This is a genomic window from Gemmobacter megaterium (assembly GCF_900156815.1).
GTDB classification, from domain to species: domain Bacteria; phylum Pseudomonadota; class Alphaproteobacteria; order Rhodobacterales; family Rhodobacteraceae; genus Wagnerdoeblera; species Wagnerdoeblera megaterium.
The window spans coordinates 56,556-73,540 of the sequence record NZ_FTOT01000007.1; the positions used below are offsets into that span (position 1 = coordinate 56,556).

The window sequence follows — 16,985 nt, forward strand, 5'->3', positions numbered from 1 at the left end:
GCTATCTTCCCATCAATCCGGGCAGCCACAGCGCCAATGGCGGGAAGGCGACCACGATCACGATCAGCAGCAACGTCAAACCGACATAGGGCGCGGCGGACACTGCCATTGTCCGCAACGTCGTTCCGCGCGGCGCAGAACCAAGCGCCACGTAAAGCAGCATCCCGAAGGGCGGCGTTGTAAAGCCGATCTCATAGGCCAGCAGAAGGATCAGGCCGAACCAGACCGGATCAAAGCCAAAGGAATTGGCGATAGGCATGAACAGCGGAATGGTGATCAGCATCATCGACACCTGATCCATGAACATGCCCAGCACCAGAACAACGCAGACCATCATCAGCAGGGCGCCATATGGCCCGAGGTCAAATCCCGTCACGGCGCTGATGAACCCGTTCGACGCGCCCGAGAATGCAAAGATCTGGCTGAAGGTCGTCGAGGCAGTGATGATCAGGAACGTCATGCCCGTCACCTTCATGGCGTCGTCCAGCGATTGCCAGATCACCGACCAGCGGAACTTGCGGTAGACCAGCAGCAGGGCAATGACCCCCATGCAGCCCAGACCCGCGCTTTCGGTCGGCGTGGCGATGCCCATGATGATCGTGCCGACCACACAGAAGATCAGGAAACCCATCGGTAGGATGTTCGCCGCCACGGCCCGCGCCTTGGCCCAGCCACTGGCCTTTGGGACCGGATATTGCGGGGCCGCTTCGGGATCTACGGTTGTCTGCACCCAGATCAGCAGGCAGAACATCGACACAAGCACGAGGCCAGGCAGCAGTCCGGCAATCAGCAATGCACCGACGTCGATCTGCGCCAGCGATCCCAGCAGAACCCCCAGCGTCGAAGGCGGGATGATCACCGCCAGCGATCCCGCGCCCAGGATCGGGCCATAGGCCATGTGCGGCTTGTAGTTGCGCTTGAGCATCTCGGGCGCCATCAGCGTGCCCATCATCCCGGCATTGGCCAGGCTGGACCCCGACAGGGCCGCAAAGATCGAGCCGGATCCCAGGGTGACATAGCTCAAACGGCCCCGAAGGTTGCCGATGGCCAGATCCAGCGCATGGATCACCCTGTCGCCCAGGCCGGAACGAAAGAACAGGCTGCCCATCACCAGGAACATCGGCAATGGCGCCAGCGCATAGGTTGTCACGGCCTCGGAAAAGTTCGCCACCATCTGGGTCACGCCACGCGCGCCGCCAAAAAACAGGAACAGGCCCATGATATTGGTAGCAAAGAAGGCAAAGGCCACCGGCAACCCCAGCCCCATCAGCACCAGAATCGACGAGATCAGGATGGCAAAGGAATAGAACCAGTCCATGGGTCAGTGCCCCCCTACTTCGAGCAGGTCACGATCATAGAAATCATCGTATCCCATCAGATAGCGCAGCCATTCCAGCGCCGAGAGCGCAAAGGCCGTGACCATCGGCAGAAAGACCACCCATTTCGGAATGTCGAACGTGCGCATTTCATAGGTGCCGCGCTGAATGGCCAAGGCCAGCGAGTTGAACGCAACCCATGCCAGATACAGGCACAGGACGATGCAGCCCAGATAGACCAGCCGCGCCAGTACCGCCTTGGCCCGTTCCGGCAAGGCGATGCGCAGGAATTCAACGAACACATGGCCCTTGCGCCGCACCAGCCAGGGCATCGACAGGAAGGTGATGTAAAGCAGGAAGAATTCCGAAGTGTTCACCGCCCAGGCCAGCGGGCGCAGGCCGGCGTTGCGCACGGCGACATCCGCCACCACCAGCAGGACCAGCGCGCCGATCAGCAGGCGGGCGAAAACAGCCAGCAGCCAGCTCAGGCGGCCGGAGAGGTCGAACAGAAGTTTCATGTCGGGGATTCCGTCGGCAGGGGGCCTGGGGCCGGATCTGGCAGGCAGCGGAAAGGCCGGGGGGTTGCCCCCCGGCCAGATCCGTTTACTGGAACAGCTCTTTCAGCTTGGCGATATGGGTCGGATCGCGCGACTCCATCCGCTGCCACGAGGCGTCGGCGGCCATCTGAAGGAACTTGTCCTTGCCCGCGCCGGTCATGCTGACGGCGGTCTGCCCCTTGTCCAGCATTTCCTGTGCCAGCTTCGCGGCCAGCGAGGCCGTTTCGTCATAGGACTTCTGTTCGTATTCGGCGGCAACCTCGGTCACGATCTTCTGTGCCTCGGGCGACAGGGCCTCGAAGGAATCCTTGTTCATCGAAATCAGCACGTCCATGCGGAAGTAGCTGGGATCCACGCGATATTTGGTGAACTTGTCCCAGCCGAAGGACGCATAACCCAGCACCGGATAGGCGTTGGCATTGATCACGCCACGCTCCAGCGAGGTATAGACCTCGGGGGCGGGCTGGATGATCATGGTGGCGCCCAGATTGTCGAACAGTTGCTTGTACAACGGCGAGGCGCGGATGGTGATGGTCGAGAAATCAAGCATCCCGTCTTCGGTCAGCTTGGGTTCGTTCACCGTCCAGATGTGAAAGCCCGCCGAGGCATTCATATGGGCCAGCAGCTTGGCATTGCCCTTTTGCTGGTAGATGCTGTCGATCAGATCCCAGGCACCGTTCTTGCGCGCCTCTGCCGGCGGCAGGGTGGCGGCCGACAGAACCTCGCCTTCGGGCACCAGCTCCAGATACAGGCCAGCCGGGGTGTGGATCATGTCGATCAGCCCGTTCTGCTGCGCGGTGCCCAGCTGCGGGTTCGGGATAACCTCGGGGCCACCCCGGACATCAATACGCACCACACCCTTGCCGCGTTCGTTCACCGCCTCGACAAAGCGCAGGAATTCCTGGGTAAAGTCGCTGGGGCCTGGTGCAAAATGCACGGCATTGATCACATCTTCGGCGGTCGCGGCAGTGCCGGTCATTGCCATGAGGGCGGCAAAGGCCACCGACTTCAGCTTGTTCATTGGGTTCTCCGAGTTGGCATGTTGGATCCCGCGTCACTGCGGGTTGGACGACTGGTCAGCGGCAAGCTGCCAAGTTTCTTGTGTTCTGTATACAGTATTTTGAGCCTTTCTTCAATGACTAGTTTCCGACCGAACCTTCCGCAGCGCCTGCTTTTCAGCACGCAGATCATGGCAGCGCGGGTCGGCCAGGGGATTTTCCGTCAACCCGCCCAGATCGGCCTTGCGCACCTTCTGGGTCGATGTGACGGGCAGCGCATCGCGGAACACGACAAACCCCGGCACCTTGTAATAGGCCAGCCGTCCGGCCGCGTGATCCACCAGCGCACGGGCCACTGCGGCCTCGTCAACGCCCGGCTTTGGGACGACAACCGCCATCACCTCTTCGCCGCGCAAGGGATCATCGGCGGCGACAACCGCCACCTGCGCCACCTGCGGATGGGTGTTCAGGATCCCCTCGACCTCCAGCGCGGCGATATTCTCTCCAGACCGGCGGATGATGTTCTTCTTGCGGTCCATGAAATGCAGCGCACCGTCGGGGCCCTGACGCATGATGTCGCCGGTGTGCAGCCAGCCGCCCTGCCAGATGGCGTCGGTCGCGGCAGGATCGTTCAGATACCCGGAAAAGAGGCCGCGCCGGGGGTCATCCCCCCAAGCGCGGACCACCAGTTCGCCAGGGATGCCGGGGGAAACATCCAGCCCCTGGTCGTCGATCAATCTGTAGTCCATCGCGGGGCCCGGCCGGTCGGGGCGGCCAAGGCAACGGGTGCCCACGTTGCGCGGTTCTGCCACCGCGCTCAGGATGCAGGCGCCGCCGGTCTCGGTCATCGCCCAGCCTTCCAGCAGCGGGACGCCGAACCGATCCTCGAAGGCAGCGTGATGGTCGGCGTGGACCCCGCCCCCCAAGCCAAAGCGCAATGCATGGTCACGGTCGCCGGAACCGGGCGGAATCGCCAGCAGGATCGCCGGCATCACACCCAGATAGTGGAAACAGGTGGCGCCGGTCTCGCGCGCCATGTCCCACCAGCTACGCGGGTGAAACCGGTCGATGATCACCTGTGCGCCGCCGGTTGCCAACATGCCCATGAAGCTGTTGCCCATGGCATTGACGTGAAAGGCAGGCAGCGGGGTCATCAGCCGCTCGGCGCCTTCACGCAAGGCGATCGGGGCGGGCTGCGCGGCGTACCAGGCCCCCCACTGCATGAAATACAGGTCCGACAGAATGCAGCCTTTGGGCTTGCCGGTGGTGCCGGACGTATAGATCAGCGCACATTCGCCGGTGCCCGGTTCCGGCATCGTTCCAGCCGGGCCGGGTGCGGCAGGCGGCGCCGCGTCGTCGGTGATCGCAGGCACGCCGTGCCCCTGCATCTGCGCCAGCCGCGACGGCAGCGCCACGGCCAGAACCGCCCCCGAATGCCCGATGAGATAGGCAATCTCGTCCGGCGTCGCGTCGGGATTGATCGGAACGATCGCCACCCCCAAACCGTTCAACGCCAGCCAATGGAAGAAATGCTCCGGGCGGTTCTCCAGCAGCAGCGCGACACGATGGCCTGGCCCATAGCCTGCGGCAGCATAGGACATGCGCAGCCGCAGAACCTCGGCCAGCGCCTCGGCATAGGTCCAGTGCGTGCGGCCCGCCCCCCACAGATCGGCGACCGCCTGCGGCAGGATGAACAGCGGATGCTCCGCGAACCGCGCTGCCTGAACGGCAAGTTGCAGCGAGGGGGTGGCAGCAAGCGTCATGGCAAGATCACCTTTGCGGAATGGCGGGACGGACAGCGCATCAGGAAGCATCGGGAACAAGCGCCAGCACCCGCAAGGGGCTGCCAGAGCCTTCGTGTACCTTCAGAGGTGCCGCGAACAGCACCGCCCCCTTGGCGGGCAACAAATGCAGGTTGGTCAGGCATTGCAGGCCATAGCGGCCGGCCCCGTGCAGATAGTGGTGGGCCGGGTAGGGCGGCTGGAAATCCCCGCCCTGCCCGGCATCTGTACCAATGGTTTCCGTGCCAAAGCCCAGGATACCCCGATCCTGCACCAGCCAGCGCATCGCCTCGGCATCAGGCCCCGGCGTATGGGCCCCATCGGCGCGCAGGTTGGCATAGGCGGCGCCCTTGCGCAGGGACCAGCCGGTACGCATCAGAACCCAGGCGCCCGCAGGAATGCGGCCATGCGCTGTCTCCCACACCTCAAGCGCGGCGCGGGTCAGCAGATGGTCGTCATCGGCGGCGCTCTCGGCGGAACAGTCGATCACCACGGCAGGCGCAATCATGTGTTCCGGCGGCAGCGTATCCACCGTGCCGCGCGGCATGTCGCGCCCGGTGAACCAGTGGGCCGGTGCATCGAAATGCGTGCCGGTATGCTCGCCAAAGGACAGGTTGTTCCAGTACCACGCGGGGCCAGCCGCATCATAGCGGCTGATCCGTTCAATCCGCACCGGGGCCGACGGCGCAAATTCGGGCGGAAGCACGATGGTGGGGAAATCCTCGGTCAAGGTCTGGGTCAGGTCCACCACACGGACAGCGCCAGTCGCCAAGGCAGAGGTCAGCGTTTCCAGGATCATCAGAACCTCCCCTGTGCAAGCTCGCGCTCCAGCGCCTTGGGGTTTTCGGCCAGCCGGTCCAGCAGATCACGCGCCAGATCGCCGACGACCACCTCCTCCAGCCCCTTCATCAGACCCATGACGATGGCATCGGCCAGCGCCTTGCCGCCCACCTTGGGCTGGACAAAGGTCTGGAACCAGTCATCTTCGGTCGGCCCCGACAGAACCGTCAGCAGCCGCACACCGCCCTGCGCCAAATCGGCGCGCAGAGCCTGGCCAAAGGCCAGGGCTGCGGCATGGGCCGCAGCATAGCCCGCCAGGACGGGCGGATGCGCCCGGCCAAAGACCGACCCTACATTGACCCAGGCGACGGCACCCCCGTCCCCATCGGCGCCACGTCCGGCCATGGCCGGCCCGAACACCCGTGCCAGCCGCATCAACCCAAAGGCGACCACTTCCATCGCCTGTCGGGCATCTGCGGCAGCCGTAGGGGCGCCAAGGCCGCCGGGCCGCGGCCAATCGGCAGTGTTGATCAGGATTTCCACCTTGCCGCCAATGTCGCGGGCCAGATCCTCGACCGAACGATCACTGACCAGATCCAGCGGCAGCAGCGTCACGCCGGGAATGGTGGCAAACTCTGCCCGCGCAGGCAGCGGCTTCCAATCCTCGGGCACGCCAACGACCACTGTCTGGGCACCTGCCTTGACGAGTGCGCGGGCCAGCGGCAGGGCGGCAACGTGGCGCGCATCGGTGATCAGGACGCGGCGATCACGGGGGTTCGCGGTCATCTCGTGCCATTGCGGATCAGCGGTCATATCCTGCCCCTTCTTGGCGGCGAACAGCACCGCCTGCCCGGCGCGGTCCAGCATCAGGTTCAGCGCCACCTTGTCGCCCGGCGCGCAATCGGGGCCCAGATGCACCACCGCCTGTGGCCCGCAGTCCATTTGAACCAGCCCCACCCGCCAGGGTGCGCGCTCGCGGAAGTAAGCGTCGGCAGGAACTTCGGCCGTGGTGGCAGAGATCACACGACCCGCAGCAGGCGCGGGTTGCAGCGCCACTTCGGACAGGCAGGCCGGGCACAGTTCCGGCATCGGCCAGGCGAAGCGACCGCAGGCCGTGCAGCAGGGCAGCTCGAACCGCCCCTGTCCGGCCGCGGCCGCCAGCAGATGCGCAGCCCGCGACCGGGCGCCGGGTGGCAACAGCGGGCGGCGGGTGCGCAGCAGCGGGTTCTTCCTGGCACGCATCACGCTGCCTCCAGCACAACGGCGCCAGACCCAAGGCCCCGGTCGAAATTGATCATGCCGAACCCCATCGCCAGGGCGCGCTGTGCCCCCGGAACCTGTCGCGCCCCTGCGGCGCCGGTCAACTGCCGGATGTTTTCCACCAGCCCGATATGCCCACCTGCACAGCCCGCCTGCCCGGCCGACAACTGCCCGCCGCTGGTATTGTGCGGCAGATCGCCGGTGACGGTAAAATCATGGGCGTTCAAGAATTCCGGCAGGCCCTTGGGTGTGCAAAAACCAAGGTCGGCAAACTGCATCGCGCTGATCACCGGGTAATCGTCATAGGTCTGCACCAGATCCACCGCGCCCGGCGCCACGCCCGCCATCGCCCACAGATCGGCAACGTCGCGCTGCCAGCCGCCGCGCAACATGACCGGATCGTCGGGATAGCCATTGTGCCGTTCGATCGCCGCAGTCAGCCGGACAAAGCGCAGGCCCTGAGCGCGCGCAGTGTCCTCGCGCATCACAAGAAATCCTTCGGCCCCGGCACAGGGCATCACGCAGTCGAACAGATGGATCGGCGGCGCAATGGGACGGGAGTTCAGGTAATCGTCCAGGCTGAGCGGCTTTTTCATCAGCGCCGCCGGATTCTTCAGCGCATTGGCCCGCTGCGCCACGGCCAGCCGCCCTATATCGGCACGGGTCAGGCCGGTTTCGGCCATATAGGCTTGGGCGATCAGGGCGAACGACACATTCGGCCCGCCCGCGCCATAGGGATAGACGGCATCCTGCGAAAAGCGCGAGAAATTCTCCAGCCCCTGACGGAAACTCTGGGGGGCATTGGTATCGGCGGCGATACAGGCAACCACATCGGCATCGCCTGCCTGCACCAGCCGTGCGGCCCGGCGCAGGCCCGCCACCCCCGCCACCCCGCCCAGCGGCAGGAAATCCAGAAACCGCGGCGACAGGCCGAAATGCTGGGTCAGGCCGATGGCACTGTCCGGCGCCATGGAAAAGCTGGCCAGCGAGAAGCCGTCGAAATCACGGTGTGACAGGCCAGAGGCCTGCGCAAGCGCCGCAAGGGCCTTGCCTGCCCACCATTGGGCCGGACGGGTGGAAAACCGGGCATAGGGCACCGTCACCGGCGCCGCCAGAACCACCCCGTCATAGCCCTTGCGCGCCATCGCCCCCACCCTCTTGCTAGTGCGCCTTGCGCAGCGCACCCTTGGTGCGCCGCAGGTCCAGCGCGCGCCCGTCAGAGACCGCTGCCTCGGCATCGGACTTGATCTGACCGCGTTGCAGCTTTTGCGTCGAACTGACCGGAAGCGCCTCGGCATACAGCACGTAGCCCGGCAGCTTGTGATAGGACAGCCGATCGGCGACCCGTTCCAGCAGGGCAGCCGCATCGGGGCTTTCGTCTGCGGGCACGATAAAGGCAAACACTTCCTCGTCGCGCACGGGATCGGACACGGGCGTCACGGCCACGGCCTTGACTGCGGGATCTGCGGCCAGCGCCGCCTCGACCTCCAGCGCCGAGATATTTTCGCCCGAGCGACGGATGATGCTTTTCTTGCGGTCCACGAAATACAGCAGCCCGGCCGCGTCGGCGGCAACGATGTCGCCGGTATGGAACCAGCCCCCGCGCCATGCCTCCTCTGTCGCCTCGGGGTTGCCCAGATAGCCCGAAAAGAAGCCGCGTCGCGGATCGGCCCCCGCCGACCGAACCAGAAGCTCTCCGGCCTGACCAAGGGGCAGATCCTCGTCGGCATCGTTCACGATGCGCCATTCCATCCCGGCACGCGGCCGACCGATGCAACGCCGACCCGGTTCGTAGGAGACGCCCGCCGTATCGGTCACGCCTGACCCGCCGGTTTCGGTCATCGCCCAACCCTCGATGATCGGCAGATTGAACCGCGCCTCGAAGTCGATCTTGTGCTGGGCATCGACGCCGGGGCCAAAGGTGAACCGCGCCCGGTGCCGGGTGTCGTCGGGCGTCGCCGGGCGCTGCAACAGGATCGCGGGGATGACGCCAAGCGAATGCACGATGGTCGCGCCGCTGTCGGCAATGGTTGCCCACCAGCGATCCGGGTGGAAACGGTCCAGCGGCACGATGGCCCCGCCGATCAGCATCATCCCGACCGCCGTGCAGCCCAGTGCATTCATGTGAAAGAACGGCAGCGGGGTCAGCGAAACCTCGGCATCTGGCGTCATGGCGCCCAGACCGGGCATAGAGACATACCATTCCGCCACATTCAGGAAGTAATGGTTCGACAGGATGCAGGCCTTGGGCATACCTGTGCTGCCCGATGTGAACAACAGCGCGGCTTCGTCCTCAGGATGGCCGCCATCCGGCACCCGGATGGCACGGGCGGCAGGCGGCGGCGCGTCGGGGCTGGCCACCGGAATACCCTCGGGCACACCCGCAAGCAGGGTATCAAAGCCCGGAACCGCAATCACGGCCTCGGCGACCGAGACCGTCATCTGGTGGCGCAACTCGTCCGGGCGCATATCGCTGTTCAGCGGCACGATGGACGCGCCGATGGCATTCAGCGCCAGCCAATGCAGCAAGAACTCGGGGCGGTTCTGCATCAGCAGCGCCAGCCGTGACCCACGGCCATAGCCCGCCGCCACATAGGCCGCCCGCAAGGCCGCCACATCGGCAGCCGCCTCGCCATAGCTGATACGAAAGCCTTCGGGCGCCCAGGGCAACCGGGCCGAAGCGGGCGCCAGCGCAAAGGTCAGATCGGGGCGGCGGGCCGCCGTACGGGCGAACGCCTGATACGGTGATGAAACCTGTGCCATTGCGACCGCCCCCTGATGCTTTCGTAAGGTCAGGCTACGCGCCGCCCGGCAGTGTTTCCAATTCAAAACGTTTGCAGGATTGATACCGATTTGTTATCAAACTCCATGGAGCTAAGACAGATCCAGTATTTCATCGCCATTGCCGAGGCCGAGCACTTTGGCCGCGCTGCCCAGCGTCTGCGCATTGCCCAGCCCGCGCTGAGCCGGCAGATGAAGCTGCTGGAGACCGAACTGGGAATAGATCTGTTCGAGCGCCTGCCGCGCGGGGTTCGCCTGACACCGGCAGGCCGCACCTTCCTGAACGAAATCAGGGGATTGAACGGGCTGATCGCCCGCGCCATCAGCGCCGCGCGCGCATCGGCGGCCGGGCAGTTTGGCACCTTGCGGCTAAGCTTCATCGAAGCGGCCGCCTGGCAGGGGCTGCTGCCCGATGCGATCCGCAGATTCCGCGCCGAATATCCGGGGATCGAACTGGCCTTGCTTGCGATGTCCACGTCCGAGCAACTCGCCGCGCTGCGCCAACGCCAGACCGACGCCGCGCTGGTCTACAACCCCGAACCTGCGGACGATCTGGCAGCGACACCGCTGGTTCATCATCCGGCCATACTGGCCGTGCCGGTCGAATCGCCCCTTGCCGCGCGCGCGACGGTATCCATCGCGGACCTGGCGGGTGAGCGGCTGATCGGCTTTCAACGCCGGGGCAGCCCCAAGTTCTTTGACGATATTCAAGCCGCGTTCCGCCGCGCGGGGGTAGCGCCGCGCTATGTGGTGGAACTGATGGCGGAAACCGAGATTCTGGCACTGGTCAGCGCTGGCGCCGGCTGCGCGCTCGCCAATTCGCAGCAGGTGTGGCGCCCGCCGCATGGTGTGCGGTTTGTCGAGATCCGGGATCTCGATGTCAGCCTGCAACTGTCGCTTGTGCACCGGCGCGGCGATGCCCCGCCTGCCTTGGTCCACTTCACCGCAATTCTGACCGAACTCGCAGCAAGCCAGACTCTTCAGGCTTGAAACATCCCGGTGACGCGCGCACCTTGCCAAGACAAGAACGGAGAGTTCCATGGCCACGATGATGCGCGCAGCCCGGTATGTCCAACACGGCGGGCCCGAGGTGATTTCGGTTGATCAGATCCCTGTGCCGGAACCTGCCAAGGGTCAGGTGCTGGTGGAAATGGTCGCGGCCAGCGTGGCCCCGCTGGACTGGAAGATGCGGGCCGGTCTGCTGCAACAGCACTTCACCCTGAGCTTTCCCAAGACTCCCGGCCGCGATGGCGCCGGGCGGGTCGTGGCATGTGGACCGGGCATTTCGCGGCTGGCGCCCGGCGACCGGGTCGCCGTCATGGCGCCGCCCGCCGGTCAGGCCGGAACCCATGCGGAATTCGTCCTGGCCGATGCGGATCTGGTGGTTCCGCTGCCGGACGAACTGGACTTTGATGCCGCTGCCGCGCTGGTCAATGCCGGGCTGTCCGCCTGGATCGCCGTGATGCGCACGGCACAGGTGCGGTCAGGTCAGCGTGTTCTGGTGCAATCGGGCGCGGGGGCGGTTGGCGGGCTGATCGTACAAATGTGCGCGCATCTGGGCGCCGAGGTCACAGCGACCTGTCGCGCCGCGAATGCAGACTATGTGCGCGGGCTCGGGGCCGCGCATGTGATCGCCTATGACGGACCTGCCAGTGCCGATGTGCCGCCGCAGGATGTGGTCTTTGACCTCATGGGGGGGGCAGTCCATGATGCCTGCTATGCAATGCTGACGCCGGGTGGGCATCTGGTGTGGCTGACCGCCGCAACGATCACCGACCGAAGCACCGAATTCGGCGTGCGCGTCACACGCGCGATGATCACCGACGATGCCGATGTGGTGTCAGAGGTGATGTCACTTGCCGCACGCGGCGTGCTGCGGGCCCAGATCGCCGACATCCTGCCATTGGATCAGGCCGCCGAAGCGCAGCGCCGCCTTGCCGCAGGCGAAGTCACACGGGGGCGGCTGATCCTTCGGACGTGAGAGCGGGTTTCGACCGCCTGCGGGGGCGGGGCGGGCCCTCGGGCGGGGGCAGACGCGCCGCCAGCTCGGTCTCGGTGCGGCGGTAATGCGCTGTCAGCAGATCCACCGCGCGCGTGGCATCACGGGCCAGCACAGCCTCGGCAATCGCCCGATGTTCAGCCGCCAGATCGCGTGTCCCGTCGCGTGCCTCGACCGTCAGGGCATGAAAGCGGAACCTCTCTGATTCCGAATAGAGTTTCTCGAACAGATCCAGCAGCCAGCGCGACCCGCTGGCTGCCACAAGCGCGTGATGAAAACGGTGGTGCAATCGTTCCAGCCGGTCGGCATCGGGTCGCGCGGCCCCCTCCAGCAGATCCTGCAAGGCGGTTCGCACCGCGTCTGCCCAATCCTCGTCGCCCCGCGCAATGGAACGGACCAGCGCCTGTGTCTCGATGAGGATACGGGTATCGGTGGTGTCGGTCAGTTCGTCCACAGTCAGCGGCGCCACAAAGAACCCGCGCAACGAGATGGCCGTGACAAGGCGTTCGGATTGCAGCCGGTTCAACGCCTCTCGCAGCGGCGACATGCCCATGCCGTACCGATCACACAGAAACGCCATGCGCAGCGGCATTCCCGGTGCCAGTGCGCCCGAGATGATATCGCGCCGCAAGGCGGCATGAGCGGAATCTGCAAGCGTTTTCATTGGCGATATCTGAAATCCTGTTGCCGTCGCGCCACTGTGCCAAAGACGGTGGCCGGATGCAAAGCCCCTGCCGCAGCGCATCTGGTGGCGTCGGATGCCTCCGGCGGGGGTATTTGGGGCAAGATGAACGACGCCGGGGTCATGCGGGGATCAGCGAGGGAAAGCGCGCGGCGACCTTGGCGCGCAACCCGAGATCCGCCTCGCGCAGCAGACCATGCCCGGCAAGGGCGAGGACAAGATCCGGGCGGGCCTGCTGAACCCGGTCATAGAACAGATCAATTCCCGCATCATTGGCGCCTTGCAGCCACGCCTGCATGGCCGGGCGGTACTGATACGCGCCCTTGGACAAGCGATAGGGCAGGCGCGCCTTCCACAATTCTGCATCCTGGGCATGGAAGTGCAACAGCGCAAGGTCGGGATGGAACCGGCCGCCGAACACCCAGTCGCCATCCTTCATCCGCGCGCCGTGAATTCGGGGCACCATGCCCTTGACCCCTGTGCGGAAAAAGCACTTGCCGACGATATGGCTGAGCATTCCCCTGTCCAGAAGCTGACCCAAGGGCCCGTAGAGCCGTGCCGCCAGGGCCTCGGAGTCCTCGGGCAACTGCCGGCGAAAGGCGCGCGCGGTGAAGATGTCATCGGCCAGGGCGGGGTCGTGCAGGGCCTCCCACGGTTCGGCACGCAGGATCAAGCGGTCAGCCGGCTGATCTGCAAGGACATCGGCCACGGGGACATCGGCCAGAAGGAATTCGTCCACGTCAATATGCGCGATCCAGTCCACGCGGGCCTTGCGCAGAATACGGCCAATGTTCTTGACCTGCCGGACCTGATGGGTGTCGGGGCGCTCGCCCGCAAGATCGCGCCAGTATCCGTCATCGCAGCGGATGACGGTCACGCGGTGCTGCCCGGTCAGCAGATCGGCCGCCGGATCGGCCGGGTCATCGAAATGCAGCCAGATGCGCTGCGCGCCAAGGTCTAGGTGATGCGCGGCAAAGGCCAGAACCTGCTCGACCGGAGCCTTGACGGTCGCCGCGACCCCCCAGCGGGGAAGGCGGGCCATCACAACTGCCCCAGCAGGGCAACCGTCGGCCAGGCATCGGCGGGCAGGCCCAGGCGGCTCTGTTCCTTCTGGACCGCGATCCGGGTCATTGCGCCCAGAATCCCGTCAACCCCACCGACATCATGCCCGCGCGCCTGCAATCTGCGCTGCAAGGTCTGCATCTGCTCGGTGGACAGCGCCGCGTCCGGCGTTCCAGGGCGAAACACCGGCGCGCCTTCGATGCGGGTGGCGAAATAGGCCGCCGTCGTGACGTAAACGAAGCTCTGGTTCCATTCGAACAGGGTCTGGAAATTCGGATAGGCCATGAACGCCGGCCCTTTGCGCCCTTGTGGCAGCAGGACCGATCCGGGGAGCCCCAGGGCCAATTCTCCTGTACGCGCCCGAACGCCCATGGCGGCCCATTGCGCGGTGGGCAGGGCCTTGTCCACGCCCGTCTGCGCCCAATCCAGAGTCTCGGGCACGGTGATCTCCTGCAACCACGGCTCGCCTGAGCGCCAACCGTGATGGCGCAGCATGTTCGCACCCGACAGGATCGCATCGGGGACCGAGGTTTTCAGCGACACCTTTCCATCGCCATCGCCATCGACGCCCCGTTCGAGAATATCGACCGGCAGCATCTGGACCATACCGATCTCGCCCGCCCAGGCGCCGGTCGTCGTTGCCGGATCCATCCCGCCCTGTTCCCAAAGCCGCAGCGCCGCCAGCGTCTGCGGTCGGAACAGCGCCGGGCGCCGGCAATCATGCGACAGGGTGACCAGGGCGTTCAGCGTGTTGAAATTTCCCTGATACCCGCCAAAATCGGTTTCAAAGGCCCAGAATGCCAGCAGGATGCCACGCGGAATGCCATATTCGGCCTCGGCCCGGTCGAACAGCGCCTTGTGCTCGCGGCCCTTGGCGGCGGCGGTATCGGCCCGGTTCTGGCTGATCAAGTTGCGGGAAAACTCGGTAAAGGTCCTGCGGAACACCCCTTGCGCACGATCGGCCGCCAGAACCCTGGGATCCGGTACGGCAGAGCGGAAGAACCGATCGACCTGCGCGGGGGAATGGCCATTCGCAATGGCTTCGGCCTTCACGCCATCAAGCCAGGGACCGAACGCCCCACCGCAAGGCACCTCGGCCAGAGCCGGGCTGGCGGCAAGCATCAGGGCAAGGATCAGGCGCATGGGCGTCTCCGCGAAGGTCGGGGCAGCATAGCCGGTCAGCCGCAGGGGAAAAGGGCATTATCCCGCCAAAGCTGCGGCGATCATGGCAATCCCGACCAGCAACAGCGCCCAGACCCGCCATAGCAACCGCACAGCAGCGTCAATATCGTCCGGCCCGGCATCGCGGCGCCCTTCGGGATGAACATAGGGCTGATCGGTCATTACCCCGTGGTAGCTGCGCGGCCCCGAAACGGCGATCCCCAGCACAACCGCCATCGCCGCCTCGGGCCAGCCTGCATTGGGCGAACGATGGCGCGGCGCATCCCGCAACACCACCCTGCCCGCGTCGGGCCGCCATCCGGCAAGCGCCAGAAGCACCGCCGTCAGCCGTGCCGGAATCAGGTTCAGCACATCGTCCAGCCGCGCCGCTGCCCAGCCAAACTGTTCGTGCCTGGGTGTCCGATGGCCGATCATGCTGTCGGCGGTGTTCACCACCTTGTAGACCAAGATCCCCGGCAACCCTCCGATCAGGAACCACAGGGCGGGTGCGACCACACCATCCGACAGGTTCTCGGCGGCGCTTTCAACGGCCGCCCGTGCGGCGGCCGGTTCGTCCATGGCGGCCGTGTCACGCCCCACGATCCGGCCGACCATGCGCCGCCCCTCGGCCAGCGACAGGCGCAGCCCGTCGCCCACCGCCTGGACATGATCGGCCAGCGACCGCTGCGCCATCAGGATCGCCGCGCCAAGAATTTCCCACATCCAGCCGAAGGGCAGACTTGCAATCCCACGACCCAGGGCGCCTGCCCCGAGCACCAGAACCGCCACGGCCACGGCCCCCCGCATCTTGCGGCGGGCGCCCCGGTTCAGCGCCCCGTCCAGCGCCGCAACGGCCCGGCCCATCAGCACTGCCGGATGCGGCCAGCGGCCCCATACCCAGCGTGGCTCGCCCAGCCAGCCATCCAGCAGCATCGCGGGAATCAACAGCAGGGCGTGCATCGGGCCTCCGGCATGGCGCGCGGTCGTTATCGTGCAGCGCCGTGCGCCCGTCCAGTCCCGTCAGAGCCGGGGATTGCCCCGATCATGCGGCGCCAGGAAGTCGAGCCTCGGATTGATCGGGATGATCCGGCTGGGATTTATCGTGTCATGGCTATAGTGATAGTGCCGCACGATATGATCCATCCGCACCGTATCCGCCACACCCGGCACCTGATAGAGCGCCCGTGTATACGCCCACAGATTCGGAAAATCGACCAGCCGGTTGCGGTTGCACTTGAAGTGCAGATGATACACCGGATCGAACCGTACCAGCGTGGTGAACAGCCGCCAATCCGCCTCGGTCACCCGTCCGCCGACCAGAAACGGCTCTTGCGACAGATGGGTCTCCAGCCAGTCCATCGTCTCGAACACCTCGCGCACAGCCTCGTCATAGGCAGATTGCGACGTGGCAAAGCCCGCGCGGTAAACCCCGTTGTTGAAGCCTCTGTAGACGCGGCGGTTCACCTCCTCGATGTCCGCACGCAGGGCCTCGGGCCAGAAATCCAGATCATTCCCGGTCAATCCATCAAAGGCCGAATTGAACATGCGGATGATCTCGGCGCTCTCGTTCGACACGATACGCCCGCTCTGCTTGTCCCACAGCACCGGCACGGTGACGCGCCCGGACACATCCGACACCGCGCGGGTATAGATGTCGCGCAGGAACGGCGCGTCGAACTGACGGTCACCCGTGGCACCGGGAAATCCTGTGTCAAAGGTCCAGCCATCCTCCAACATGTCAGGGTGCACGGCCGAAACGTCGATCAACCCATCCAGCCCTTTCAGCGCACGGAAGATCAGCGTGCGATGCGCCCAGGGGCAGGCATAGGACACATAGAGATGATAGCGCCCCGCCTCGGCCCTGAAGCCACCGTCCCCCGATGCACCCGGCGCACCGTCCGGCGTGATCCAGTTGCGGAATTTCGTCACCGTGCGCTCGAAGCGGCCTCCGGTGCTGGCCGTGTCATACCAGGCGGGATCCCAGACCCCATTCACAAGTTGTCCCATGCAAACTTCCTTTTCTGTTGGAACGAACGTAAGGGGCCGGAACCTCCATGGAAACCTTGTCGCAGGGCGCAGAAGGGGCTGCGCAGACGCACAATGGGCACGCCACAGTCGTGATGGCGTTGCAACGCCGCTTCATAACTGCATCGAACGGCCTGGAATCGCTTGAATTCGCGTCAGGCTGCGTCACTCTGTGACACAGGGAAGGAAACTGCGATGCTGGAATTTCTGCCTGCCGATGTCCGCGAAGGATTGGAACGCGCCCGTCGCCGCGCCCCGGCGCGACGCCGCAAACTCGCGCTGCACCTGGGGGATGCGGTCTTTCCCATTCTGCGCCTCTGGGACGACGGCTTCGCGGTCGAGGCCAGCCGCCTGAACCGTCTGCGCGGATTTGTCGAGATCCACGAAGGGTCGCGCCCGCTGCTGTCATGCCTGATCGTGGCAAGCGACGTGACCGATGCAGAACTGATCTGCACCTTCAAACGCGCCACACCGATCCTGACCCGCGCGGCCCTGGATTACGAACTGCCAGAGGATCTTCCCGTGACCCTTCTGCCACGGAACTGATCCCGACCCCATTCATCTTGCCACAAATACCCCACGG

General features: G+C 65.3%; 16 protein-coding genes. 3 read left to right on the plus strand and 13 right to left on the minus strand.

From position 1 onward, the window contains the following. Window position 1 precedes the first annotated feature (1 nt). The 8 genes from BW970_RS15525 to BW970_RS15560 form a co-directional block, all read right to left on the minus strand. A complete protein-coding gene (locus tag BW970_RS15525; RefSeq protein ID WP_076533116.1) occupies window positions 2-1,318 on the minus strand; it encodes a TRAP transporter large permease in 1,317 nt (438 codons plus the stop codon). 3 nt (window positions 1,319-1,321) lie between these two features. Next, a complete protein-coding gene (locus tag BW970_RS15530) occupies window positions 1,322-1,834 on the minus strand; it encodes a TRAP transporter small permease (protein ID WP_076533118.1) in 513 nt (170 codons plus the stop codon). Window positions 1,835-1,919: 85 nt separating this feature from the next. Further along, a complete protein-coding gene (gene dctP / locus BW970_RS15535) occupies window positions 1,920-2,894 on the minus strand; it encodes a TRAP transporter substrate-binding protein DctP (RefSeq protein ID WP_076533120.1) in 975 nt (324 codons plus the stop codon). Between the two features lie 111 nt (window positions 2,895-3,005). Next, on the minus strand, window positions 3,006-4,634 hold the full coding sequence (locus BW970_RS15540; RefSeq protein ID WP_076533122.1) for an AMP-binding protein: 1,629 nt from the start codon (window positions 4,632-4,634) through the stop codon (window positions 3,006-3,008). Window positions 4,635-4,674: 40 nt separating this feature from the next. Then, window positions 4,675-5,451, minus strand: a complete 777-nt coding sequence (locus BW970_RS15545) for a cyclase family protein (protein WP_076533124.1) — start codon at window positions 5,449-5,451, stop codon at window positions 4,675-4,677. After that, complete coding sequence (locus BW970_RS15550; protein ID WP_076533127.1) at window positions 5,451-6,674, minus strand: SDR family oxidoreductase; 1,224 nt, start codon at window positions 6,672-6,674, stop codon at window positions 5,451-5,453. The genes BW970_RS15545 and BW970_RS15550 overlap by 1 nt, the downstream gene beginning before the upstream one ends. Beyond that, window positions 6,674-7,837: a thiolase family protein gene (locus BW970_RS15555; RefSeq protein WP_076533129.1), complete on the minus strand. Its 1,164-nt coding sequence runs from the start codon at window positions 7,835-7,837 to the stop codon at window positions 6,674-6,676. The genes BW970_RS15550 and BW970_RS15555 overlap by 1 nt, the downstream gene beginning before the upstream one ends. 16 nt (window positions 7,838-7,853) lie before the next feature. Continuing rightward, window positions 7,854-9,455, minus strand: coding sequence for an AMP-binding protein (locus BW970_RS15560; protein WP_076533130.1), 1,602 nt, complete (start codon window positions 9,453-9,455; stop codon window positions 7,854-7,856). Between the two features lie 105 nt (window positions 9,456-9,560). Here BW970_RS15560 and BW970_RS15565 point away from each other — a divergent pair, with 105 nt between their 5' ends. Together BW970_RS15565 and BW970_RS15570 are read left to right on the plus strand one after the other, a co-directional pair. After that, a complete protein-coding gene (locus BW970_RS15565) occupies window positions 9,561-10,463 on the plus strand; it encodes a LysR family transcriptional regulator (RefSeq protein WP_076533131.1) in 903 nt (300 codons plus the stop codon). 49 nt (window positions 10,464-10,512) lie between these two features. After that, window positions 10,513-11,454 carry an NADP-dependent oxidoreductase gene (locus BW970_RS15570; RefSeq protein WP_200799300.1) on the plus strand — a complete coding sequence of 314 codons (942 nt, stop codon included), beginning with the start codon at window positions 10,513-10,515 and terminating at the stop codon, window positions 11,452-11,454. Here the strand turns inward: BW970_RS15570 and BW970_RS15575 are convergent. The 5 genes from BW970_RS15575 to BW970_RS15595 all read right to left on the minus strand — a co-directional run bounded on the left by BW970_RS15575 (window position 11,423) and on the right by BW970_RS15595 (window position 16,384). Then, window positions 11,423-12,136, minus strand: coding sequence for a GntR family transcriptional regulator (locus tag BW970_RS15575; RefSeq protein ID WP_076533132.1), 714 nt, complete (start codon window positions 12,134-12,136; stop codon window positions 11,423-11,425). The genes BW970_RS15570 and BW970_RS15575 overlap by 32 nt on opposite strands. A 139-nt stretch (window positions 12,137-12,275) precedes the next feature. Next, window positions 12,276-13,196 (minus strand): glycosyltransferase family 2 protein, encoded by a 921-nt coding sequence (locus BW970_RS15580; RefSeq protein ID WP_076533133.1) that lies wholly within the window; start codon window positions 13,194-13,196, stop codon window positions 12,276-12,278. Beyond that, window positions 13,196-14,359 carry a lytic murein transglycosylase gene (locus BW970_RS15585; RefSeq protein WP_076533134.1) on the minus strand — a complete coding sequence of 388 codons (1,164 nt, stop codon included), beginning with the start codon at window positions 14,357-14,359 and terminating at the stop codon, window positions 13,196-13,198. Before BW970_RS15585 ends, BW970_RS15580 begins: the two co-directional genes overlap by 1 nt. A 57-nt stretch (window positions 14,360-14,416) precedes the next feature. Continuing rightward, window positions 14,417-15,337 (minus strand): adenosylcobinamide-phosphate synthase CbiB, encoded by a 921-nt coding sequence (cbiB, locus tag BW970_RS15590; protein WP_076533135.1) that lies wholly within the window; start codon window positions 15,335-15,337, stop codon window positions 14,417-14,419. Between the two features lie 60 nt (window positions 15,338-15,397). Continuing rightward, window positions 15,398-16,384 (minus strand): glutathione S-transferase family protein, encoded by a 987-nt coding sequence (locus BW970_RS15595; RefSeq protein ID WP_076533137.1) that lies wholly within the window; start codon window positions 16,382-16,384, stop codon window positions 15,398-15,400. Window positions 16,385-16,597: 213 nt separating this feature from the next. Between BW970_RS15595 and BW970_RS15600 the strand changes: the two genes are divergently transcribed. Beyond that, window positions 16,598-16,948, plus strand: a complete 351-nt coding sequence (locus BW970_RS15600; protein ID WP_076533139.1) for a hypothetical protein — start codon at window positions 16,598-16,600, stop codon at window positions 16,946-16,948. Window positions 16,949-16,985: the final 37 nt, after the last annotated feature.